This window comes from Neobacillus vireti, from assembly GCF_001026695.1.
Taxonomy (GTDB): Bacteria; Bacillota; Bacilli; order Bacillales; family Cytobacillaceae; genus Neobacillus; species Neobacillus vireti.
Genome location: NZ_LDNB01000010.1, coordinates 257907 through 277836, shown reverse-complemented (window position 1 = coordinate 277836; position 19930 = coordinate 257907). Strand labels below are relative to the sequence as shown.

At 37.9% G+C, this 19930-nt stretch carries 20 protein-coding genes and 2 riboswitches; of the genes, 16 read left to right on the top strand and 4 right to left on the bottom strand.

All coding sequences use genetic code 11. From position 1 onward, the window contains the following. Window positions 1-69: 69 nt before the first annotated feature. Window positions 70-171, bottom strand: a riboswitch (SAM riboswitch). 707 nt (window positions 172-878) lie between these two features. Then, window positions 879-1166 (top strand): hypothetical protein, encoded by a 288-nt coding sequence (locus tag AA980_RS11990; RefSeq protein ID WP_024026740.1) that lies wholly within the window; start codon window positions 879-881, stop codon window positions 1164-1166. Between the two features lie 828 nt (window positions 1167-1994). On the opposite strand, the gene AA980_RS11985 is transcribed toward AA980_RS11990, so the two are convergent. After that, window positions 1995-3299 (bottom strand): nucleobase:cation symporter-2 family protein, encoded by a 1305-nt coding sequence (locus AA980_RS11985; RefSeq protein ID WP_024026739.1) that lies wholly within the window; start codon window positions 3297-3299, stop codon window positions 1995-1997. Beyond that, window positions 3299-3892, bottom strand: a complete 594-nt coding sequence (locus AA980_RS11980; protein ID WP_024026738.1) for a xanthine phosphoribosyltransferase — start codon at window positions 3890-3892, stop codon at window positions 3299-3301. The genes AA980_RS11985 and AA980_RS11980 overlap by 1 nt, the downstream gene beginning before the upstream one ends. Before the next feature lie 130 nt (window positions 3893-4022). Next, window positions 4023-4124, bottom strand: a riboswitch (purine riboswitch). Between the two features lie 279 nt (window positions 4125-4403). Here AA980_RS11980 and AA980_RS11975 point away from each other — a divergent pair. The 7 genes from AA980_RS11975 to cysK all read left to right on the top strand — a co-directional run bounded on the left by AA980_RS11975 (window position 4404) and on the right by cysK (window position 11858). Further along, a complete protein-coding gene (locus AA980_RS11975) occupies window positions 4404-5285 on the top strand; it encodes an alpha/beta fold hydrolase (RefSeq protein WP_034723132.1) in 882 nt (293 codons plus the stop codon). A gap of 37 nt (window positions 5286-5322) precedes the next feature. Next, entirely contained in the window at window positions 5323-6540 is a 1218-nt protein-coding gene (locus tag AA980_RS11970; RefSeq protein WP_024026736.1) for a MerR family transcriptional regulator, read from the top strand. Between the two features lie 116 nt (window positions 6541-6656). Next, complete coding sequence (locus AA980_RS11965; protein WP_024026735.1) at window positions 6657-7961, top strand: MFS transporter; 1305 nt, start codon at window positions 6657-6659, stop codon at window positions 7959-7961. A 101-nt stretch (window positions 7962-8062) separates the two neighbouring features. After that, complete coding sequence (locus AA980_RS11960; RefSeq protein ID WP_034723131.1) at window positions 8063-8848, top strand: ABC transporter ATP-binding protein; 786 nt, start codon at window positions 8063-8065, stop codon at window positions 8846-8848. After that, window positions 8832-9593: an ABC transporter permease gene (locus tag AA980_RS11955; RefSeq protein WP_024026733.1), complete on the top strand. Its 762-nt coding sequence runs from the start codon at window positions 8832-8834 to the stop codon at window positions 9591-9593. Before AA980_RS11960 ends, AA980_RS11955 begins: the two co-directional genes overlap by 17 nt. A 14-nt stretch (window positions 9594-9607) precedes the next feature. Then, the gene (locus AA980_RS11950; RefSeq protein ID WP_024026732.1) at window positions 9608-10600 is read left to right on the top strand and encodes an ABC transporter substrate-binding protein; all 993 of its coding nucleotides are present in this window, start codon (window positions 9608-9610) and stop codon (window positions 10598-10600) included. 334 nt (window positions 10601-10934) lie between these two features. After that, window positions 10935-11858, top strand: a complete 924-nt coding sequence (gene cysK, locus AA980_RS11945) for a cysteine synthase A (RefSeq protein WP_024026731.1) — start codon at window positions 10935-10937, stop codon at window positions 11856-11858. 185 nt (window positions 11859-12043) lie between these two features. Here the strand turns inward: cysK and AA980_RS11940 are convergent, their stop codons facing one another. After that, the gene (locus AA980_RS11940; protein WP_235815106.1) at window positions 12044-13723 is read right to left on the bottom strand and encodes a ribonuclease J; all 1680 of its coding nucleotides are present in this window, start codon (window positions 13721-13723) and stop codon (window positions 12044-12046) included. 171 nt (window positions 13724-13894) lie between these two features. On the opposite strand from AA980_RS11940, the gene AA980_RS11935 reads away from it, so the two are divergent. From AA980_RS11935 to AA980_RS11925, 3 genes are all read left to right on the top strand, one after another. Then, a complete protein-coding gene (locus tag AA980_RS11935; protein WP_024026729.1) occupies window positions 13895-14452 on the top strand; it encodes a GNAT family N-acetyltransferase in 558 nt (185 codons plus the stop codon). 281 nt (window positions 14453-14733) lie between these two features. Further along, on the top strand, window positions 14734-15147 hold the full coding sequence (locus tag AA980_RS11930) for a VOC family protein (protein WP_024026728.1): 414 nt from the start codon (window positions 14734-14736) through the stop codon (window positions 15145-15147). 26 nt (window positions 15148-15173) lie between these two features. Beyond that, window positions 15174-16049, top strand: a complete 876-nt coding sequence (locus AA980_RS11925; RefSeq protein WP_034723138.1) for a hypothetical protein — start codon at window positions 15174-15176, stop codon at window positions 16047-16049. 181 nt (window positions 16050-16230) lie between these two features. On the opposite strand, the gene AA980_RS11920 is transcribed toward AA980_RS11925, so the two are convergent. Continuing rightward, a complete protein-coding gene (locus AA980_RS11920; RefSeq protein ID WP_024026726.1) occupies window positions 16231-16746 on the bottom strand; it encodes a type 1 glutamine amidotransferase domain-containing protein in 516 nt (171 codons plus the stop codon). 171 nt (window positions 16747-16917) lie between these two features. Here AA980_RS11920 and AA980_RS11915 point away from each other — a divergent pair, with 171 nt between their 5' ends. From AA980_RS11915 to AA980_RS11895, 5 genes are all read left to right on the top strand, one after another. Next, entirely contained in the window at window positions 16918-17289 is a 372-nt protein-coding gene (locus AA980_RS11915) for a hypothetical protein (RefSeq protein WP_024026725.1), read from the top strand. A 16-nt stretch (window positions 17290-17305) separates the two neighbouring features. Beyond that, window positions 17306-17821: an RNA polymerase sigma factor gene (locus tag AA980_RS11910; RefSeq protein WP_024026724.1), complete on the top strand. Its 516-nt coding sequence runs from the start codon at window positions 17306-17308 to the stop codon at window positions 17819-17821. Next, window positions 17802-18047 carry a hypothetical protein gene (locus AA980_RS11905; RefSeq protein ID WP_024026723.1) on the top strand — a complete coding sequence of 82 codons (246 nt, stop codon included), beginning with the start codon at window positions 17802-17804 and terminating at the stop codon, window positions 18045-18047. The genes AA980_RS11910 and AA980_RS11905 overlap by 20 nt, the downstream gene beginning before the upstream one ends. A 169-nt stretch (window positions 18048-18216) precedes the next feature. Next, window positions 18217-18678, top strand: a complete 462-nt coding sequence (locus AA980_RS11900) for a GNAT family N-acetyltransferase (protein ID WP_024026722.1) — start codon at window positions 18217-18219, stop codon at window positions 18676-18678. A gap of 51 nt (window positions 18679-18729) precedes the next feature. Continuing rightward, window positions 18730-19827, top strand: coding sequence for a metallophosphoesterase (locus tag AA980_RS11895; RefSeq protein ID WP_024026721.1), 1098 nt, complete (start codon window positions 18730-18732; stop codon window positions 19825-19827). Window positions 19828-19930: the final 103 nt, after the last annotated feature.

Here is a 19930-nt window from a genome sequence, read left to right as displayed (position 1 = left end):
TTTCTCTAAAAAATTTAAAAACCTCTTCTCATAAATAAGAAGAGGAAATCATTAACGGCATTGTTTCACTTCTTATCTTCAAGCAAATCGCTCCTGGAATTGGCACAGTACTAACGAAAGTCTGCTGCCGAGGTATCGCGGGGCCAGTCCCTCCACCTCTCTTGATAAGAGTATTCTAAACTATTTAATTATTAATTACGTTACATTTGATTTAGTATTCTGTCAAATAGATAGTACTTCATGACATCAAAAATCAAACAGTAATAAACTGTAAAGTTCAGTAAATTTAAATAATTGTAAGGGAAACTCAAAGGAACTTAGTTATAATAAAAGATAAACAGTAATATTTACCCTGAAATAATCCTAATTGTTTGAAACTGAATTGGATTTTCCTATTTATCCTTTGAAAATAATTATGATTGTGAATCCAATTTGTAGTTGTTTAAAAAAGGGGATTTCAGCTGGTACAAAAATATCCAAAGTATATGAAAAGGTGAGTGAGAATAAAACCTGAAATCCCGCATTTTGCTGAAAATAGGTTTCCAATTTGTGAAGAAATTTTTTAGAAAAAAGCTTTCGTTAGTGATTAAGGTCAAAGAATTATGCAAATGGGAATGAGGATAACCAGTCTAAACATGAATTCGATCATCATGGACCTCCATTGGCATGACTTTTATAGTTTCAGTATAAAGGCTGCTTGTTAATCTCTAATAAACTAAGTGTAAATTAAATGTAAATCATTTAGTTGTATGATTTTTTATTAGGTGATTATGGTAAGTAAGGCTATTTTAAAAGGTTTAATCAGTATTTTAGTAAGTGGTCTTATAATGGAAAGCGAGGAATGCCTCTTATGAATATGAGAATGGGAGGTCGAAGGAATGAGCGGATGGGTTATAGTTTTTTTCATTGTATTTGTTGTTCTTTATGGCTTTTACGCAATTGATTTATATCTTCCAAAAAAGAAAAATTTAAAATATGTCATCTCTCTCTGCTTCTTGATCGTTGGTTTATTAGGTTGGCTGTATATCTGGTTTGGCTCGGGCTGGTTAATAGCAGGTATCGTTAGTACGGCCTTTTTAGTGTTATCGGTCATCTCTGTTTCAATTGCTTTCCTATTGGATTTAGGTTCAAAGGTAAAAGACAAGCGCAAATCCACAATAAATTAGCGTCCGAAAGTCAGTGCCTGACCCCAAGTGCAGAAAAGCATTAACGTAGTGAAAGGCAGGTACTTTATTTCCTGTGTGATTGCTGAAACTTGTTAAAACTGAATGTTGATTTCACTGTGTTTGAAAAATAAACGGAAAAATTCCGTTTAAATTGGGAAATAGCCATATTTCCTTAAAAATAAAGGGAGTTTTTCCGCTTATATTATCCAAATCGTTGGATTTTGCCTAATTTAGAGCAGTTAATCGGAATATCTCCGCTTATATCTGCTTCTTAAGCTTCCTCTATATACATTAGCAGGAAATTCTCCGCTTAAGAAATCTCATACCTACCCGAAAATCCACAATGAATAATAACAGAGCCATGAAAAGTGGTTCCATTGACCGAAACAGGTAAAAAGCATCTCGCTTGGGCCATGAAAAGTGGTTCCATTGACCGAAACAGGTAAAAAGCAGCTCGCTTGGGCCATGAAAAGTGGTTTCATTGACCGAAACAGGTAAAAAGCAGCTCGCTTGGGCCATGGAAAGTGGTTTCATTGACCGAAGCAGACAATAACAGCACGCTCGGGTCATGAAAGATGGTCTCATCAGCCAGCCTTTTCCAAATCCAAAAAAGGTGGCGGGGAACTGACCACACCACTCAAAAAACATCCTAATTTCCTTGTTTTTTTACGTATCCTAATAATCCGTGCAAGGTTCTCACAAAGTCACTCCCGGTTAAATGCCCGAGTCCCCCTTCAGCACAATCCATTTCATTGTATTGTAAGACTCAATCCCTTCGAATACTAGGGCCAGCAAATCCAAGTATATATATATTTCGGTGATACCCAATTAAGATACCTTTAAGCCTTGAGAAGGTTGGCTTTGCTTTGACGGTTTAAAGACATTAAAGACGATATTTAGAAAAATTGCCGTAAAACTGCCAGCAACAATCCCGCTGCTTGTAAGGATTCTAATGCTTTCTGGCAACTGTGCAAATAGATTTGGAACTGTTGTGACACCTAAACCGACACCAACAGAGCAAGCGATGATCAAGAGATTTTCTTGAGATGAAAAATCAACTTTGCTAAGCATTTTTATTCCGGAAGCAATCACCATCCCAAACATAGCCACCATCGCACCGCCGAGTACAGAGGTAGGAATTACGGTTGTTAAGGCAGCAATTTTTGGAACAAATCCAAGAAGAATCAATATGCCAGCTGCTGTATAAATGACCTTTTTGTCTTTCACGCCTGAAAACTGGACAAGTCCGACATTTTGCGAATAGGTGGTATAGGGGAATGAATTAAATATGGCTCCAATGACACTAGCCAGACCTTCGGAACGATAGCCTTTTACCAAATCTTTTTCCGTAAGTTTCCTCCCAGTAATATCACTTAAAGCAAAATAGACGCCTGATGATTCTACGAGACTCACAATCGCTACAAGGGTCATGGTAATGATCGGAGCCAGCTCAAATGATGGTGTGGCAAAATGGAACGGGGTTACCATATGGAACCAGGAAGCTTCACCGACTGAAGAGAAGTTAACTTTTCCCATAAAGAAAGCTACACATGTTCCAGCCATCATTCCTAAAAGAATAGATATCGCGCGAATAAAGCCTTTAAAAAATCGGTAAAGGATAATGATGAATAATAATGTCCCAAATGCAAGCGTAATATTGGTAATGGAACCGAAGTCAGGGCTGCCTTGATCTCCAGCAACGTTATTCATAGCGACTGGAATCAGTGTTGTTCCAATGATGGTTACGACAGAGCCGGTAACGACTGGCGGAAAGAAACGGATCATCTTCCCAAAGAAAGTTGCAATGAGCATAACAATTATTCCAGAAACCAGTATCGATCCATAGATAGCGGAAAGACCATATTGTCCTCCAATCGCAATGATCGGTCCCACAGCGGTAAACGTACAGCCCAGCACGATGGGCAGTCCAATACCGAAATAACGATTTTGCCATACTTGAAGTAATGTGGCGATTCCACTTGTCAGGATATCAAGTGAGACTAAATAGGCTAATTGTTTACTAGAAAGACCAAGTGCCCCGCCGATAATAAGCGGAACGATGACGGCGCCTGCATACATCGCTAATACATGCTGAATCCCTAAAGAAGCGGTTTTCAATGGATGCTGTTTCATTAGACTGATTCCTCCACTTTTTCATTGATAAAGGTGACTTCTCCATTTTCTAAAGAGGCAATTCTTGCAATGGATTCAATCCTAAGACCTTGTTTCGTTAATATTTGAGTTCCTTGTTGGAAAGACTTTTCAATCACGATGCCAATCCCTTTAACCTTGGCACCGCTTTGTTGAACGATGTCTACTAAACCAAGAGCTGCTTGTCCATTTGCAAGGAAATCATCAATGATTAGCACCCGATCTTCTTTATTTACATATTTTTTTGAAATAGAGATTTCGTTTGTTTCATTCTTGGTAAAAGAATGAACACTTGCTGTCAGTAAATCTCCATTAAGTGTTAAGGATTTTTTTTTTCGAGCAAAGACAACCGGAACCTTTAAAAATAGACCCGCCATTACCGCAGGTGCAATCCCCGATGATTCAATCGTTACGATTTTCGTGACTCCATCATTCGCAAATCGATCTGCAAACTCTTTTCCAATTTCGAGCATTAAGTTGGGATCTATTTGGTGATTTAAAAACGAATCGACCTTTAATACATGCTCTGATAGTACTTTTCCGTCCTTTATAATTCTTTTTTCTAAAAAGTTCATTGTATAGTTTCCCCCTAATGAAAATTAAAAAGCCCAAAGATCATCGCTCACTTCAATAATCGAGTGAGGCAATGACCTTTGGGCTAAATGTCCAAAAGGAAATAGAAAAAGCGCACGATTAACCTGTGCATTTTTCACATTACCCACTCATAGTCAGATTATTTACGGTAATCCGGTAGAAACTTGCAGGCCATATTCCTGCGATTATATGAGCGAAGTCTAATAAATTTATGTTCACATTATAGCATGTTGACACAGTAATTCAACCCTAAATTTCAAAAAGACGAACAATAATTCATTAAACGAAAATATTGTTCGCCTTTTTAGAACACTTTCATTAGATAAAGTGCATCCACTGTGGGTCAGGCACCACTTTTTGCAGACTCTTTTTCTAGTAATCACATTTGAATAAGACTAGCAAAAATAATAAACTAGAATTATCTGAAAAAGGTGAGAGCAAGGATTCCAAATGGCTAAATTAGATGGTAAGGTTCAAAAAGGGGAACGATTAATGGAAAGAATAATCAAGCTATTTTCATTTGAAGGTTTATCCATCGAATATTCGATAATCGGAAAAGGAGAACCCATATTTGTCATGCACGGAGGCCATTCCAATTGTCATGAGGAATTTGGTTATAAGGCATTAGTAGAGAATGGTTTCTCCGTCATAACCCCATCAAGAGCGGGGTATGGGGGAACATCAAAAGAGGTTGGAAAAAGCTTAGCAACTGCCTGTAGCCAATATTCAAGATTGCTAGCCCATTTAAACATCGAAAAAGTTCACGTTCTTGCTATTTCTGCAGGGGGACCGAGCGGAATATATTTTGCAGCACACTATCCGGAACTTGTTGCTTCATTAACCTTGCAATCTGCAGTAACAAAGGAATGGCTTACTCCTAAGGATAAGGAATATAAAGCGGCTAGGATATTATTCCGTCCAAAAGTTGAAAAATATACATGGAAATTAATTTCGCTAATGAACAATAGGTTTCCTCAGTTTATTTTTAGGCAAATGTTCCCTTCATTTAGTAATCTAACCTATGATGAAGCAAAAAGTAAAGTGAACAATGGAGATGTTGAAGCGATTAGAAAAATGAATAATCGTCAACGATCAGGAAATGGATTCTTTATTGATCTAATACAAGTTAATGAGATATCTAGTAAAGATCTACAAGCTGTTTGCTGTCCAACCTTAATCATGCATAGTAAACATGATGGCTCTGTCCCTTTAGAACATGCCTATTATGCTAATGAAAACATTCTTGGATCAGAATTATGTCTACTTGACTCGTGGGGGCATTTAATTTGGCTTGGTAAATCGGCTGGGGAAACAGATATCAACCTTATTACATTTCTAAATTCGAACGGAATTTTGGGAATAGGGAAATATTGAATATTGTGTATAAATAACTTGTACTGGTGATGATACGATGAGAATCGGAAAGTTTGCAGAAACAAATAAATTGAGTATTGATACGATTCGTCATTATATGGACCTAGGGTTAATTGTTCCGGAAAAAAGGGGCGGTCACTATTTTTTTGATGAGCAATGCCAAAGTGAATTAGAACATATTTTGGAATTGAAAGGCATGGGCTTTAGTTTAAATGAAATGAAAATGATCTTTTTTTATAAAAACTTTGGGAAATTATTAGATTATGAAGAGGATTCCTATTATCAATCGCTTTTTTTGGATAAATTCAAGAAACTGGAACAGGAAATAAAGAACTTAATAGAATTTAAAGACCGGCTAAAGTTGAAGCTTGAGCATTTATCCACTAAATCTGTAGGTTCGCCCCTAATGATGGGGGTTGATTTAAGGATTCTTGATATCTTAACATGCCTGAAATGCGGAGAAACGCCCACCCTCCAAGATGGCTTCATTAGCAGAAATCAAATTATCGACGGTAAGCTGCACTGTGATTGCGGTACCGAGTATCTGATTGAATCAGGTATTGTAAAAGTAGGTGAACCAGAAAGATCTCTTAGGGGACGGCCTCTTGAACATCATATTCATGAATATATTCGGGAAACGGATCACCTCTATTTGGAAAATTTACAGAATGGACTGCAATGGTCAAAAAGGAAACTGGATCAGGTTGATTTACATCACAGTGTTTTACTCGAATTAGGGTCAGGGTTGGGGTTTTTTCTGCGAAATATTTTTCAAGATTTGCCGGAAGATTGTCTCTATATTGCCGTTGATCATGACCTTGAGAAACAGCGCTTTTTGAAAAATTTACTTGAAAGAACAGGTTACAAAAGAAAAATTCTATTTATTTGTGCAGATTTTCTCGAAATTCCGATAAAAGCTCATTCTGTCGATATGATGATTGATTATTCAGGTACAAGCAATTATAGCTTTTTAAGTGAGGCGTTTTTGCTCCATGAAGTGGATTCGCTCGTCAAACCTGACGGATATTTATTGGGCTCTTATCTGGCTTTTAAAAACTTCAGCCCTAAAAGTAAAATTGCAGCCAAATTCAGAGGCAATTTTACCGTTGATAAAATCAGGAAAAATATTGATAAGTTAAAGTATATATCTCTTGAGGAAAGAACTTCGAAATATGTGGATAAAGGAGGAAGGTATGAAGATTTCTTTGTTCAAGGAGAAGAAATCTATTCTTATCGGTTTTTTGGAAAAAGGTAGGGTTAACCCTATCTTTTTTATTTTGCCATGATAAAATTCATGGATTATGCCTATTGATGTCGGGTTCACCCTACCCATTATGCTTTTTATAGAAGTGAAAATAGGGGGAATGATTCATGATTACTTTCCATTTGAGTAAGCCGGGGGCGAAGGACAGAAAAGAAGCAAAAAATATTTTTCTTTATGCTACAGGAAAAACCATTTCCATATTCGGTACATCTATTTATAATTTTGCGTTAGGATTGTACGTGTTGAAGCTGACAGGTTCAGCATTCAGCTTTGCGGTAACCCTCATTTTGGGAATTGTCCCGATGATAATAATGAATCCTTTAGCCGGAGTCATCGCGGATAAATTCAATAAACGGACCTTAGTTGTTTCAATGGACCTGTTAAGTGGACTCTTGTTAGTTTTGGTTTATTTGCTAAGTAATTTGTATGGGTTAAATTTAATTCTTATTTATTCCACTACCCTCCTTTTGACGGTATTTACCACCTTTTTTGGGGTCGGAGTGGAAGCCGGTAAGCCAAACATGGTGTCTGAAAAAAGGTTGATGGATATCAATTCTGTTGGCAAAATTATTGATTCTGTCTCCTCCATTTTGGGTCCGATGTTAGGAGGATTTGTGTTTGCAATCTTTGATATGGAAACCTTTATACTTATTAATGGTATTTCGTTCATTTTTTCTGGATTATCTATGCTGTTTATTAATTTCAAGCTATTCAACCATGAGTCTGATGTGGACCATTCAGGTGAAAAAATTCGTTTTGTCCATGATATAAAGGACGGCTTTCGGTATTTGGTTAGTAAAAAGAGTCTGATGAGTATCTTTATTTTGTTAATAACCGTAAATTTCTTTCTTGGCTTTGCTGTGACAATACCTTTGCCATATTTCATTAATACCGTCCTAAAGCTTGGCTCGAAAGATTTCGGTATGATTCAGGGAGCATTCCCTTTGGGCATGATCCTCGGGGCTGTGTTGGTAAAAAAAGTGACTGAAAAAATTTCTTATTCCAATTTGTTAAAGGGTTTAAGGTTTTCTTTAGCGATCTTTATGATTATTTCAGGTATGCCGGTCCTTCCTCATAACTTACAAATTAATCCTTCTCTATATACTGGTTTTTACAGTGTGGTTATGTTCTGTTTTGGATTCCTCATCGCATTTATCGATATACCTCTTGCCTATTTTATGCAAAAGGAAATTCCAGATGAATATAGAGGCAGAGTCTTTAGCATTAGTATTAGTATTGGGAAAACGATGCTCCCAGTAGCGATGATTGCTTCTGGAGCTTTATTAAACTACATTCCAGTATATTTGATTCCTATAGCAGGAGGAATTCTGTTCCTTCTCATCAATTTGCGTTCATCAAACAAGGTTAATATTGAAATCAATTCGGAAAAAGCAGTAAGGCACCCATCTTAATAACTTTCTGAAAATTCATTGACTTTAGTTTCGAAAATTATATAATATATATTATTATTCCGATTAAGTTGATATGGATTATAAGTAAAGTGGGTGATGATTTGTTTCTTCAAATAAAAAACATTAACAAACAATTTATCAATCAAAAGGTTACTAGTGATGTGCTTACGAATATAAATCTTGATATTAAAGAAGGGGAGTTTGTCTCGATTCTTGGACCTTCAGGCTGTGGGAAATCCACCTTGTTATCGATTGTTGCCGGCTTAACGAAACCAACCAGCGGTGAGATCTTGCTAGGTGGGAATCCGATTAAAAAACCAGGGAAGGATCGGGGGATGGTTTTTCAAGAGGCAGCCCTTTTTCCTTGGATGACGGTCGAAGAAAATGTAATGTTCCCGCTTCGGAAGGAAATGAGGAAAAGTGAAGCAAGGGAAGTTGCCCATCAGTATTTACAAATGGTTCAGCTTAGCAACTATACAAAACATTCCCCTCATGAGTTATCAGGCGGGATGCAGCAACGGGTCTCCATCGCCAGGGCACTCTCGATGAATCCTAAGGTATTGCTGATGGATGAACCGTTTGGTGCTCTGGATGAACAGACACGCGCAAGACTTCATTATGAATTAGAGAAAATCTGGATTGAAACAAAAAAGACGATTCTTTTTGTCACCCATAGTATTAGTGAGTCTATTAAGCTATCAGACAGAATCATTGTCATGGGAACGCGGCCAGGTGTTGTTCTTGAAGATATCGAGGTGAAGGTTCCAAGACCGCGGGGGGAGCACCCGCAAGCAGTGGTTGAATTAGAAGAGAAAATCAATGGTTTATTAAAAACGGAGATTGATAAAGTGATAAAAGAGGAACTGGCATATGCAGCGAACAATTAAACGAATTATTTTCTTTGGACTATTAATTATCATTTGGCAGGCAGCTGTGAAAATATTGAATGTTTCGCCAGCGCTTATGCCTGCACCGACTGACGTAGTGAAAGCACTAACTACAGGTTTTGAAGATAAAACCCTAATTTACGATATTCTTGCCAGTTTTCGAAGATTAGCGATTGGTTTACTTATTGCCATTATCATTGGCTTCTGTTTAGGAATCCTGCTGGCAAAAAATAAAACAGCGGATGAAACATTGGGCACGTTGATCTTAGCACTGCAGAGTGTACCAAGTATTGTCTGGCTGCCAATTGCCATTATGTGGTTTGGCCTAAATGAAAGCTCTGTTATTTTTATCGTGATTCTGGGGGCAACACTTGTTATTACCATCAATATGCGGATTGGGATTAAGAATGTCCCGCCGCTTTATATCAGGGCGGCGCAAACGATGGGGTCTGGGGGAATCGATCTGTTTGCAAAAGTCATTCTCCCTGCATCCGTTCCATATGCTGTTACCGGGATACGACTGGGCTGGGCCTTCGCCTGGCGCGCGCTGATGGCAGGTGAAATTTTGAGTACCGGGCCGGGGTTGGGTTATACGCTCAAGTACGCATCCGATTTTGGAAATATGAGTATGGTCATCGGAATTATGATTATTATCGGCGTCATTGGTACGATTGTAGATATCATTTTCTTCCAGAGAATCGAACAAAATGTCATTCGTCGTTGGGGTTTAGAAACAAGTAAATAAGGGGGAGAAATAAGATGAAGACAAAAATCATCGGTATGTCATTTTTACTTAGTTTAGGATTATTAGCTGGCTGTGATTCAAACGCATCGAGCGGAGGTGCTGGTTCCGAAAAGGTCGTAATTGGCTATTTTCCAAATATCGATCATGCACCGGCAATGGTAGCGAGAGAAAAAGGGTATTATGAAAAGGAATTAGGTAAAAACGTGAAATTGGAATATAAAACGTTTCCTGATGGCGGCGCCTTTATGACCGCATTAAAAACAGGTGATATTGATGCAGGGTTGGTAGGTCCAGGACCTGTAATGAATAACTTTACAAACGGTGCAGATGTTAAAATTATCGCCGGTGCGTCATCAGGCGGTACAGCAATCGTTGCAAGTAAAAAAAGTGGTATCAATTCTGTTGAGGATTTCCAGGGAAAAACGTTTGTCACACCTGGTATCGGCTGCACCCATGATGTCCAAATGGAAACATTCCTTCAAGACTACGGTATTTCATCGGCTCGAATCGGGGGAACGTTGAAGCATGTAACCGGAAATCCTGCACAATATGCAAGTATGTTTGAATCTGGTAAAGTAGATTTAGCCGCAGTTCCAGAGCCATGGGCATCTCAATTAGTAAAAGAGACAGGCGCGAAAATTATTGTCGACAGCTCCCAAATTTCATACGGAAATACATTACCGAATACTATTTTAGTCGCCAGCGGCAAGAAAATTAAAGCCAACAAAGACGTGATTGCGAAAATTGTCAAGGCACAGAAAGAAGCGATTGATTTTATTAATAAAAACCCTGATGAAGCAAAGAAAATTACGGTTAATAGTATTAAAGAAATCACCAAGCAAGGGCTTGATCAAGACGTAATGGATACGGCTTGGGGACACATTCACTTTACTGAGGATGTAAATCAGGACGTAATTGAACAATTTGCCAATTCTTCAGTTTACCTGAAATTTTTAAAAGAACTGCCAGAGTTTAACGCATTAATCGATACGCAATTTATTAACTAAAAAAGAGCGAAGGGATACTAGGTGAATTCACTTGGCATCCCTGCTTCTGTTTTGGAATCGAAAGATTTGTCCGTGGTATTTGTCTGTAACTTTTCGAAAAATCTGTTGCTGGTTGCGATTCGCTGATATAATTGAAAATTCGCTGATAAAGTGGATCAATTCGCTGATATAATCGGAAATTCGCTGAAAAACTTACAAAAATCGCCGATAAATCGGGTTTACTAACTCAAATGTGTAATTTTACTCCATAGTAGTGACTTTCTTGGGAAGAGAATTGTGGTTTAATAGCAATAATAAACAGTATACAAGCAAAATGATCAGAAAGGTGAAGGAAATGAAACTTTATAGCTCCATTCTTGATTTAATTGGGAATACCCCAACTGTCAAACTTAATAAAATACCAGACCCACCTGGTGCTGAAGTTTATATGAAACTTGAATCCTTTAACCCCGGGGGAAGCGTGAAGGACCGTGCAGCGGTGAATATGATTGAGCGTGCGGAGGAAACAGGAAAACTGATTCCTGGAAAGAGTACGATTATCGAACCGACATCTGGAAATACGGGTATTGGTATTGCCATGGTAGCTGCCGTGAAGGGCTATCGCTGTATTATTACCATGCCTGACAACGCCACTCAAGAGCGTGTGAAAATCTTAAAGGCTTATGGAGCAGAAGTTCATTTAACTCCAGGGGCACTGCGCATGCAAGGAGCGATTGATGAGGCCAATCGTTTGGCCAGCGAGCTTCAGGATAGTTTTATTCCGATGCAGTTTGAGAATCCGGCCAATGCGGATGCCCACCGTAGAACGACTGCTGTCGAGATTCTGGAAGCTTTTGAAGGAAAGCTGGATGCCTTAGTGGTAACGGCAGGAACTGGCGGCACTGTTACTGGTGTCGGAGAAGAATTAAAGAAATCCATCCCAAATTTAAAAATATATGTGGTCGAGCCATTCGGATCACCGGTCCTATCAGGTGGTAATCCAGGACCCCATAAAATCCCCGGAACAGGTCCAGGCTTTATCCCGAAAATATTAAACCGCGCAATTTTCGATGAAATCCTGCTCATTAAAGATGAAGATGCTGCGGTCATGGCCCGCCAACTTGCAGCACGAGAAGGAATTTTTGTCGGGGCATCTGGTGCATCCACCGCCCACTTTGCTGTTGAAATTGCCAAGGGACTTCCATCTTCGGCCAGGGTTTTATGTTTGGCTCCGGATACAGGAGAACGATATCTATCTTCTGACTTGTTTCCGGGATAAAGTAATCTGTGATTTTTATTAGAAGAATGGAATCTTCTAATTTTTCCGGAGGAATGGGCTCCAATAAGCCGGATTTGGGCTTCACACTATCGTTAATAACCCCGATTATAGTCATAAAAAGAAGCTTCCAAGTTGGATGTTTCTTTTTATGACTGTTTTTTTTGAAATGGTAGTTGTGCTTGCACTTAAATTTCAATAATAATCGGAAGAATCATCGGCCTTCTTTTCGTTCTTGTAAATAAATATTGGCCTACCGATTTTTTAATATTTTGTTTGACTACATTCCACTGGCGAATATTCTCCGCTTGTAAATCATTAACTGTTTTTTTTACGAGGCGGTTGATCTCTCTGAGGAGATCTTCAGAATCCTTTACGTATACGAAACCGCGAGTAATCGTGTCTGGTCCTTGAATAATTCTGCGCTCCGTTTTACTTAAGGTTAAAACAATCACAAGCATGCCATCCTCAGAAAGTTGTTTTCGGTCTCGTAACACGATTTCGCCTACATCGCCGACGCCCATTCCGTCCACATACGTATCGCCCGACGGAATCCTCCGGGTTTGACGGGCAATGGAGTTTTCGATATCCACAACATCCCCATTTTTTATAATAAACGTATTTCCTGGCTCAACTCCAACTGATTCGGCGAGCAGACGATGGTGGTGAAGCATTCTAAATTCACCATGAACGGGAATAAAATAGGTTGGCTTCATTAAGGTAAGCATGAGCTTCAAATCTTCCTGGTATCCATGCCCGGAAACATGCATGCCTGTTGTGCTTCCTGATCCATATGTTACATTAGCGCCCAGTTGAAATAAGTTGTCGATAATGCGGGAAACATCTTTCTCATTCCCGGGAATAGGGGATGCTGCTAAAATAACAGTGTCGCCAGGGTAAACGGAAATATCCCGATAATTTCCGCTAGCTAGGCGGGCGAGTGCAGCCATTGGCTCTCCCTGACTCCCTGTGCAAAGAATCGCAACTTTTTCAGGTGCTAATTGATCGACTTCATTTGCTTCAATCAGCATCCCCTCCGGGACGATTAAATATCCACGTTCAATCGCTACGGAGACTACATTAACCATACTGCGGCCAAGCAAAGCAAGCTTTCGATTCGTTTTCATACAAGCTTCGACCACTTGCTGAACACGATTCACATTCGACGCAAAAGTCGAAACAAAAATCTTTCCATCAGCTTTCATAAAAGCCTCGTTCATATGGCTGCCGACCATACGCTCAGATGGTGACAGGCCGGAGCGCTCGGCATTGGTACTTTCAGAGATTAAACATAAGACACCTTGCTGACCAATAGCCGCCATTTTATGAATATCCGAATATTGCTCATTTGTAGGTGTTAAATCGAATTTAAAGTCCCCGGTATGAACAATGTTCCCGGCAGGCGTATGAAAGACAATTCCTAAACAATCCGGAATGCTATGGCTTACTTGGAAAAAGGAAACATTCAACTCTCCTAGCTCGAGTTTGGAATCTGAATCAATAGCGATGAGTTTTGTATCCCTAGAAAGCCGGTGCTCCTCTAATTTCAATTCAATTAAACCAAGAGTAAAATGTGTTGCATAAATGGGGACATTTATTTTTCGTAAAAGGTAAGGAATTCCGCCAATATGATCTTCGTGCCCATGTGTCACAATTAAAGCACGAATCTTTTCCTTATTGTCTTCCAAGTATGTAACATCAGGAATAATTAAATCGATTCCTAATAAACTCTCATCTGGAAACTTACCACCACAGTCGATAACGATGAGATCTTCTCCATATTCGACAACATACATATTTTTACCGATTTCATTTATACCGCCTAAAGCAAAAATAGATACTGTATTTTCATTGGTTTTCAATTCCATCCCACCCAATTCCAATTAGATAATGTTAGTATTCCATTTTTGAAATTGTTTATTTAAGGAGGGATTACAAATATAGTTAGTATGAGCTTTTGGGAAAATTCCTAATTTTTGCAAATGCTTAAAAAATTTTTGTATAATTTAATTTAAAAGAAGCGAAGGGAGTGAATAATAATGAGGAGTAATCCAAGAGAATTTTTCATACATGATTTACGTTATTCTGTTAGGTCTGCAACTGAAAAGGATGCAAAAAATTTGTCTGAGCTAAGGGTACAAATCGATGGTGAAACAGAAAATTTAGATCGAGAAAGTGGCGAGGCATACATAGATGAATTAGGTTTTAAACAGATCATTAAAGATGATACAGAAAGTATGAATAACCTATTTTTAGTTGCTGAAGTAAATGAAAGAATTGTAGGTTTTTCAAGGTGTGAAGGGAACAAATTGAAAAGAACTTCTCATAAAGTAGAATTTGGCGTCTGTGTATTAAAAGAATTTTGGGGATACGGTATAGGACAAAATCTTTTAAAAGAATCGATTCATTGGGCGGATTCAAATGGAATTAAGAAAATTACTTTGAATGTACTTGAAACCAATGACAAAGCAATTACGCTTTATCAAAAATATGGTTTTGAAGTGGAGGGAATGTTAAAAAAGGACAAAGTTCTATCTGACGGGAATTACTATAATACTATTTTGATGGGAAGATTTAATGGTTTAGTTCTTAATTGACAGAAATTTGGCAATAAATATTTCAAAAATAAAAGTATATTCTAAATGCTTCTTCCAAGGCCTCTCTAACAGGTACGAACAATATAAACAATAGGATTATTAGAATTGCTGCAAAAAAATAATTCTTCACAATAATTCCCCCTTAAGAAGAATCTATCTTAAGGATAGGATAACTCAAACTTGTTAACTCCACGTTGTTGAGGAGTAAATGTTTTGTAAATTGGTAAATACACAATTCAAAGATATTATGCAAAAAAGCGGTATGAATAGGAGGCAATCAAATGAAAGAAAAATTAGTAAGGGTGGGTACAACATATTTACCTGTAAGGAATGTGGAGAATTCCTCCACATGGTACGTAAACAAATTAGGCGCAGAGTTAAGCTACAAAGATGAAGACAAAGCAATTTTGAATTTTGCCAACCAAAGCATTTTTCTTGTTAAAGCAAAGGAAAATCAAACTTCTAATTTTTATGATATTTACGGAGAAGAGCGTTTTTCGATAACTTTTGAAGTGAATGGATTAGATGCATTAAAAGCTATTCATAGAGAGTTTATAGAAAAAGAGATAAAAGTTGGTGAAATTGAGAACCGGGGACACGCGGGAAGGAACTTTGTTTTTTATGATTTAGATGGAAATAAATTTGATGTATGGAGTGAATTGAGTACGATATTTAAAGAAAAATATCTTGCTTGAAGAAAGATTCGCATAACGAGGAAAATATGATGAAAAAAATAAATGAAATCATTGATTTCTTAATTAATAAAGGTTTGATAATAAATGATGGTCTGGAATTAAAGAGGTTAGGAAGTGGCACAACCAATGGCCTATTATATACTCTTCTTGTAAATAATAGGCCGACCTTTGTAATAAAAATAGACCATCCGAAGATTATTTCTGCTACTGAGGATTTTCTGCTAGCCTATAAGGATATAAAATTGTTTCCCAATGTCCTTTATACAGACGATGACAAAGAATTTATCGCCTACTCGTATATTTCTGGAGAGACCCACTATAATCGAGGATCTAAATTAGAATGGATGACAATTTTAATAAATGAGCTTTTCGATAAATACCAAATGGCTGATAACAACATTCCCTGGGGCAGAGTAAATGGAATACATAGAAACTCATGGTCAGAATTTAATCAAAGTAGCTTAAAGTTTGCCCAAGAGAACATAGGCCATTTCCTGCCAAGTGAGGACCATAAGAGAATAGTGAAATTAGTAAATAAATTGGATGCTTATCATCAGCAAGAAGAGAAATATTATCTACATGGGGATACGGGTGTTCATAATTTTGTATATATGGATCATCAATTAAAAGGAGTTATTGATCCATCACCTTTAATTGGTCCAAAAGTATACGATTTTACGTATGCATTTTGTTCTTCGCCAGATAGTCTAAATTTAAGCACGCTTATGTCATTATTTTCGTTGTGGAATAAGCATGCTTCTTTTACTAAGGAACGGCTTGTGGATGAAGTTTTATTTCAATTATATACACGAATCGGTGTATGTATTAAAGTTCATCCGCATGACTTAAGTGGTTACATGGAAGCATGGAAAGAATGGAGAGAATACCTTCCCGCTGCTTAATATTAAAATCACTGGAGGAATTTGCAATTTATTAAATTCCTGCTTTAAGTTGGAAAGTTCGTAGTACCCTTCCTAGAAAAATTAAATCTATAATGTAGAAGTTGTGTATTAAATTTTTTTCCTATTCCATCTCAACGAGCCATAATATAGAGGCAGAAGGAAGATCCTCCTGCCATCTTTGTTATCCCAATATTCGCAAGGATTCTCGTACAAAGGCCGGTATGTCTTCAGGCTGTCGGCTGGTAACCAGCTGATTCTGGCATACGACTACTTCTTTATCATGTAAATTAGCGCCGGCATTCTTTAAGTCTACATGAATGGACTTATAACCCGCTACATCACGCCCTTCAAGTGTTTCCGCTGTGATTAGCAGCTGGGGGCCGTGGCAAATGGCTAGCACAGGTTTTTTAGCATCCATAAATGCTTTGGCAAAGCGAACAAAACGCTCGTCCGCACGAAGTATATCCGGTGAAAATCCACCAGGAATGAAAAGTGCATCAAAGTCCTCAGGAGAGACATCATCAATGCTTTCATCAATGACGGCCTCACTTTGTCCCTGCTTACCCTTCACTTTTTTTCCCTTTTCCATTTCGATTGCGGCTATCTTATGGCCCTTTTCCTTAAAGGACTTCACAGGCTCTGCAAATTCGGAGTCCTCAAAATAATCGGTTACTAGAACAGCAATTTTTTTGCTCAATGAAAACAACTCCTTATCTATGACTACAGCTTAAAGTACCCTTCTATAAATTGGTTGAAACATTGAGCTATAGGAGAAGAGTGTTAGACAAAAAACTTTTTTCATTTTAAATGAACCTTTTTGCCTTCTCATTTGTATAGGTAGTAAAGAAGGTGGATGGGGGATGTTTAAATGGATACTGGCTGGATTGTTTCTATTATCGTTGCAGGTTGTTTATTGATATTTATTTTAGCAATTTCTATTCCAATGAATCGCAAATATGTTATCCGTGAAAATGGTAAAATCAATTATAAGAAAACGAAGATCTATTTAAGATGGAATGTTTTTGATACACTTACGCTTGGTCTAGCTATATATTCCATTATTTGTGTTCAGGTTCTAAATTTTTTAGTCTCTAGTGGTGAAACGATTAAGAATGTTTTTGTGCAATTCTTTACCAACCAAGCACAAGTATGGACACTTGTTTCAATTATTTACTTAATTTGCAGGGTATCAATGACTTTGAAAGCTATCAAGGAACGCTGGGGCGATGAAATTGAGTGAGCGTGAGGATGAATTGATGACAGCTTATCAAAATGGAGATGACGGGGCGTTAGAAGGCATATACACCCTATTAAAACAGTCCCTTTATTCGTTTATTTTCCGTTATACAAGAGATGAGCAATTAAGCATTGATATCGTTCAAGATACATTTGTTAAACTTCAGCGTTATAAGCATAATTACAATCCAAGGAATGGAAAACTAAAATCATATCTTTTTCAAATTGCCTATCGATTGATGATAACAAAATTAAACCGCCGTAAAAAATGGAGGGGCCTTTTGCCCTTTCTTACTCCGATACAGACCGAAGAATTCCATCATTCAGACAGAATGACGATTCGGGAAGCTATTGCAAAGCTCCCTGAACTACAGCGTGCTGTTATTTTACTTTTTTACTATCACGATATGCCACAAGAAGAAATAGCCAAAATCCTTGAAATTCCGACTGGGACGGTTAAATCAAGATTACACACAGCAATCAACAGATTAAAAGAAGAATTGGAGGGAGACGAAAATGAGTCACGATCCCTTTAAAAAGGACCATCATCTGTGTACAAAGATGGATGAATATCATGTAGAGATACCTGATTTCCCAATGAAATCTAGTAGGTGGGAACGATTCATTAATCTTCTAGCATCACCAGCAAAGGACCCAGTGGATCCATTCATTTCTACAACTGGTGGGGTAATGCTTTTAAAAGTTGCACCAATAATAGGAGCTGCTGCAATCGCTTTAATACAGGCTTTAATTTTTCTATAGGGAGTAACGATAGTTATCGATTTTATGACAACTCTAAAGAAATTCCAACATGAAAAAGCCCGATTTCTCCACTATAATGCTGAGAAATTGGGCTTTTTCGTTACCCCATATTCAATACCGCTTACCAAGTTATGCTAAAATTAGATTGTAATTTGGAGGGATGCTGCTTATGTTTGAAGTTCAATTAAAGGCAATTGAAATGGAGAAAAGAAATTCATTTCTTGACTATCTTCTTTTAGCGGATGAAAGTGAAGAAATCGTTAGAGAGTATATCAATGATGGCGAGATGTTCGCCATGCTCTTTAATGGACAAATCATAGGGGTTGCTCAATTTATTTTCCTTCAGGACGGAATCGTCGAACTTAAAAATATTGCTATTATCGAGGATTACCGCGGAAAGGGAATAGGAAAATTAGTAATTAAAGAGGCTTTCGGTTTATATAAAATGAAGGGATTAAATAAAATGCTTGTCGGTACGGCTAATTCAAGTATTGCTAACTTAGCATTTTATCAAAAGTTGGGGTTTAGGATGGATGAGATTAAAAAGGATTTCTTTAAAAAGTATCCAACACCAATTTATGAGAATGGGATAAGGGCATTGGATATGGTGATGCTTGAGAGAGATTTGTAAACGTACATAGAGTACAAGTTAGAGGTCGATTTGATAAAAGGGGTATTTTAAATGGACAAAATTAAACAACTATCGATTCCAAATGATTCAAGAGTGATTGTGATTTCCGATATTCATGGAGAATTAGCGCTTTTTAAAGCGCTTCTTGAAAAAGTTCTATTTGGAACAGAAGATTACTTGATAATCAATGGTGACCTATGCGAAAAAGGAAGCAACAGTAAGGGCGTAGTCAGTTATGTCATGGAACTTGCGGCAACGAATCCAAAGGTTTATGTGATTGAGGGGAATTGTGAAACCTTAGTTGAAGAGCTTCTAAATGAAAATCCGCAGTTACTGGGCTACCTGCGCGCACGAAAGGACTCCATCTTCCATGAATGGCTGCAGCAAATCGGGGTTGAAATCACCGAAGAGACAACGGTCCAAAATATCAAGGAGTGCCTGACTAAGCATTTTTGCAAAGAAATAGAATGGCTGACCGCATTGCCGACGGCTATTGAAACAGATGAATATATTTTTGTTCATGCAGGGTTGGCCGACATTGAGGACTGGAAACAAACAGATCGGGATTCGGCGGTTTCACTGCCGGCCTTTTTAGAAAAGTCCCACCGCTCCGATAAATATGTGGTTGTCGGGCACTGGCCAGTAGGAAATTATTCTACCAACGTTTTGGAACATAATCCAATCATTCATCATGAGAAAAAAATCATTGCCATTGACGGTGGAAACAACGTAAAAGAAAGCGGACAATTAAATGCCTTAATCATGCAAAGAACGAACAATGAAACTTCCTATTCATTTACCTATGTTGATCATTACCCTACATATAAGGTCGGAGGAGATTTTAAGGCGGATCCAAAGATGTCCGGTTCTATCTCCTATCCATTTTACGAAATTGTCCCGGTTGAAAAAGGCAATCTTTTTACATCATGCAAGCAGCCAGGAACGAATCAACAGCGCTATGTTAAAAATGAATATATTCATAGAAATGAGAATGGGCAATTCTTTGCGAAAACAGATATATCCTGCGCTCAGATTAGTGTAAAGAAAGGCGATGTCGTTTCTCTGCTAGATGATAACTGTTCGGGATACAGCTTGATTAAAAAAGATGGTGCTGTCGGTTGGATAGCAAAAAATCTCATAAGAAGTTGAATATCGGGGGACGCATTTTTTAAAACTCATATTGGTCTAAGTTTTTTAGTTAATGGTTCTCTATTAGTGCAGCTTCCAAAAAAACGTTTCATTCCTCTTATGG